The organism is Candidatus Dactylopiibacterium carminicum, assembly GCF_014736495.1.
GTDB lineage: Bacteria > Pseudomonadota > Gammaproteobacteria > Burkholderiales > Rhodocyclaceae > Uliginosibacterium > Uliginosibacterium carminicum.
The window spans coordinates 1-4,340 of the sequence record NZ_MDUX01000106.1 but is presented as its reverse complement, the minus strand read 5'-3'; the positions used below and the strand labels follow the sequence as shown (position 1 = coordinate 4,340).

Below are 4,340 nucleotides of genomic sequence, written 5' to 3'. Positions count from 1 at the left end.
GAAAAACAGTATTTCATGAAGCTCGGGGCTGTCTAGGAAACCCGGGGCGATTCAGTCTGCATCGGCGGCATGGTGCTGGGAGCACTGGCAGTGGCCGAAGACGCGCCCGAACTCGTCGCCGATCTGCTGGCCGCAGCACGCCAGCATGCCTTCATTGCGCTCGAGGCTTACCAACCCGACGGCATCTACCCGGAGGGCCCGAGCTACTGGAGCTATGGCAGCAGTTACGAAATGCTCCTGATCGCCGCCCTGCGCAGTTGCGTCGGCGAAGACTGGCAGCTGATGGCGGCGCCCGGTCTCAAGCAGAGCGCCGTGTTCTACGCGCAAAGCGTGGGCCCTGCCGGCAAGCATTTCAACTTCGCGGATGGCGGCGAAGGGCAGGATCTCAACCCGGCCATCTTCTATCTGGCTCACGAGCTGGGCCAGCCCGCGCTGGTCCAGGCGAAGCGCGCGATGATCCAGCGCAGGCAGGGGTTGAATGAACGCTTTGCACCATTGGTGGCGCTCTGGTGGCCGGAGCATGCCGGAAGCAGCCTCCCGGCGCTGAGTTTTTCCGGACAGGGCGCGCAGCCCTTGGCCATCTGGCGCAGTTCCTGGACGGATCCGGATGCCCTCTATTTCGCCATCAAGGGTGGAGGCGCTGCACACAATCACGCGCATATGGACGGCGGCAGCTTCGTGCTGGATCTGGATGGCATCCGCTGGGCCAAGGATCTGGGCATGCAGGATTACAACAGCCTGGAACGCCGGGGAATCGACCTCTGGAACATGAAACAGTCATCGCCGCGCTGGCAGGTCTTCCGTCTCGGCAACGCCGCACACAACACACTTTCCATCGCCGACAGCCTGCATGACGCCACCGGCATGGCCAGTCTGCGCATGCAGCGCGAGAACGAGGCGCTGCTCGATCTAACGCCGCTCTTCCTGCCCGGCCAGCTCAGACAAGCCAGCCGGCGCGCCCGCTTTCTGGGCGATCAGGTCGAACTTGAAGACGAAATTCATGGCGTCCAGCCCGGCAGCGAAATCCGCTGGGCGATGAACACCGAGGCAGCAATCCAGCTCGAAGACGGCGCCGCCCTGCTCACACTGCGCGGCAAACGCCTGCGGGTGGAGTTCTCGGGTAGCCCGGTCGCACTGGAAATCCGCGATATCTCGCAGCCCCGCAACGATTACGATCAGCCCAATCCGAACACTCGGCAACTGCTCGCCCGAGCATCGGCGGCCCCCCAAGGCCTCTGGCGCCTGAAAGTCCGCTTTGCGCGAGGCTGAACCGTGCCAGGGTAAACCTTAATCGCTTGACGAAAAACAGCCTGACCCCAGCCACATGCAGCCGGCAGGCAAGGTACGGCAGTATGCTTCAGGGCTCCGACAACCCATTGCGCCCTTTCCGGGGTCTGGTCCTCACCCGCCATGAATCCATCCACCACATCCAGCCAGCTGGATCTGCAGCGCCCACTCAACGCCCAGGATTACAAAACGCTTTCGCTGTCGGCCCTCGGCGGCGCCCTGGAGTTCTACGACTTCGTTGTCTACGTCTTCTTTGCCGCGGTGCTGGGCAACCTGTTCTTCCCCCCAGACATGCCTGACTGGCTGCGCCAGCTGCAGACCTTCGGCATCTTTGCCGCCGGTTATCTGGCGCGCCCACTGGGCGGCATCATCATCGCCCACTTCGGCGACATCCTCGGCCGCAAGCGCATGTTTACGCTATCGATCTTCCTGATGGCGCTGCCGACCCTGGCCATCGGCCTGCTCCCAACCTATGCCAACATCGGCATTGCCGCACCGCTGCTCCTGTTGCTCTTCCGCCTCATGCAAGGCGTGGCCATCGGTGGCGAGGTTCCTGGAGCCTGGGTATTCGTGGCAGAACACGTTCCGGGCAATCGCGTGGGCATCGCGGTCAGCACGCTTACGGCGGGCCTCACGGCCGGCATCCTGCTTGGCTCACTGGGCTCCGTCGCGATCAACGGCTTTTACACGCCCGAGGAAGTCGCCGCCTACGCCTGGCGTTTCCCCTTCATCCTGGGCGGCGTCTTCGGTTTCGTGGCGGTCTATCTTCGCCGCTTCCTCGAAGAAACGCCGGTCTTTCGCGAAATGCAGGCCCGCCGCAAACTGGCCGACGACGGCCTGCCGTTGAAAATCCTGCTGCGTGAGCACTTCGGAGCCTGCGTGATTTCGATGCTGCTGACTTGGATTCTCTCCGCCGCCATCGTGGTGGTGATCCTGCTGACGCCGACCTACCTGCAGAAAGTCCATCACATCGCGCCGGCGCTTGCCTCCCAGGCCAATGCACTGGCAACCGTGGCACTTGCCATTGGCTGCCTTTTCTTCGGCTGGGTGGCCGACCGCTTCAATCTGCGCATCAGCATGATCATCAGCTTCATCTGCCTGATGATCTGCAGCTACTGGTTCTACAGCGGTCTGCCGGGCACCCCGGAAAGTCTCATCGGCAGCTATGTCCTGACCGGCTTTACCGTCGGCGCAGTGGCCACTGTGCCCATCGCGGCAGTGCGCGCCTTCCCTGCCGCCATCCGCTTCTCCGGCCTGTCCTTCTCCTACAACGTTTCCTATGCCGTATTCGGCGGCCTGACGCCGATCATGCTGACCCTGTGGATGCAGAAGGATGTCATGGCCCCGGCACACTACGTTTCGAGCCTGGCCATTCTCGGCCTGGTGCTGGCTTTCGTACCGCTAACCACCAGCCTCGCACACTGGCATTTCGGCGAAGCCAAAGCCGCCACCTGACGGACATAGTCAGTCAGACAACAAAAAGCCCGCTGCATGCAGCGGGCTTTTGCATGAAATCTACGATGAGGTCACGAGCGGTAGTCCGCGTTGATCTTCACGTAATCGTAGGAGAAATCACAGGTCCAGACCGTCGCGGAGGCATCGCCCCGTGCCAGATCGGCACGCACGGTAATCTCCGCGCTCTCCATGATCCGCGCGCCAGCTTCTTCCGCATAGCTATCGGCGCGACCGCCTTTTTCGGCAACCAGCACTTCTTCCTTGCCGTCACCCAGCCAGACACGCAGACGGCTCACGTCCAGATCCATCACACCGGCATAGCCGATGGCGGCGAGGATCCGGCCAAGGTTGGGGTCGGAAGCGAAGAAGGCGGTCTTCACCAAGGGCGAATGAGCCACGGCATAGGCGACCTGGCGGCATTCCTCGCGACTCTTGCCACCTTCGATGGCAATGCTCATGAATTTGGTGGCCCCCTCGCCATCCCGCACGATGGCCTGTGCCAACCAGACCGACAGGTTGACCACCGCCTCACGCAGGACCTTGTAGTCAGCCGAGGTGGCATCGGTGATCTCCGGCGCGCCCGAAGCGCCAGTGGCTATCAGGATGAAGCTGTCGTTGGTGGAGGTATCGCCATCTACCGTGATGCTGTTGAACGAGAGGTCGGCCGCCTCACGCACCAGCTGCTCCAGCAGTGACTGAGCCACCGCGGCATCGGTGGCCAGGAAACCCAGCATGGTCGCCATGTTTGGCCGGATCATGCCTGCGCCCTTGCTCATGCCGGTCAGCGTCACGGTCTTGCCCCCCAGCTGAATCTGGCGCGAAGCACACTTCGGCTGAGTATCGGTAGTCATGATGGCGTGACAGGCATCGAACCAGCCATCGGCCTTGAGTGCTGCCTTGGCTGCAGGCAGGCCAGCGACCAGTCTGTCGACCGGCAAGTGTTCGAGGATCACGCCCGTCGAGAAGGGCAACACCTCTGGGGCGGATACACCCAACGTGGCAGCCACCGCATCACAGGAAGCACGTGCATTGGCAATGCCCAGCTCACCGGTGCCCGCGTTGGCAATGCCGGTATTGATCACCAGCGCGCGAATCGGGCCTGCCATCAAATGTTCCTTGCAGACCGTAACCGGTGCGGCACAGAAGCGATTCTGCGTGAACACCCCTGCCGCACGACTGCCAGGCGCCAACTCGATCAGCGTCAGATCACGTCGCCCCAGCTTGCGGATCGCCGCCTCTGCTGTACCCAGGCGTACACCGGCAACCGGCAGGAGTTTTTCGGCAATGGGCAGAGGCAGATTCACAGGCATGGTGTGTCCTTGGATGCAATAGTCAGGGGAGTTGGGATTTTACGACAAACATCCCTAGCCCATGGTCTCGTCACGGATCAATCTCATTGCTTGATCAGGAATGCCACTTAAACTTCCGCAACCTGACAACATGACAATTAACTTGCAATGAAAATATTTAGGGGGCTGGTGATACTGATGCTTCTGACTGGTTGCGCCAGTAGTCCAGATGTGCTCACCACAAAAAAACAAGATGAATCGCCCCGGGTTTCCTAGACAGCCCCGAGCTTCATGAAATACTGTTTTTCA

General features: G+C 61.4%; 3 protein-coding genes. 2 read left to right on the top strand and 1 reads right to left on the bottom strand.

Features of this window, described 5'->3' with window-relative positions; all coding sequences use genetic code 11:
• Positions 1-69: 69 nt before the first annotated feature.
• Both BGI27_RS17470 and BGI27_RS17465 read left to right on the top strand, forming a co-directional pair.
• Entirely contained in the window at positions 70-1,269 is a 1,200-nt protein-coding gene (locus BGI27_RS17470; protein ID WP_095526050.1) for a heparinase II/III domain-containing protein, read from the top strand.
• A gap of 141 nt (positions 1,270-1,410) precedes the next feature.
• Positions 1,411-2,742 (top strand): MFS transporter, encoded by a 1,332-nt coding sequence (locus BGI27_RS17465; RefSeq protein WP_095526049.1) that lies wholly within the window; start codon positions 1,411-1,413, stop codon positions 2,740-2,742.
• A gap of 71 nt (positions 2,743-2,813) precedes the next feature.
• Here the strand turns inward: BGI27_RS17465 and argJ are convergent, their stop codons facing one another.
• A complete protein-coding gene (gene argJ, locus BGI27_RS17460; RefSeq protein WP_095526048.1) occupies positions 2,814-4,052 on the bottom strand; it encodes a bifunctional glutamate N-acetyltransferase/amino-acid acetyltransferase ArgJ in 1,239 nt (412 codons plus the stop codon).
• Between the last annotated feature and the right edge of the window lie 288 nt (positions 4,053-4,340).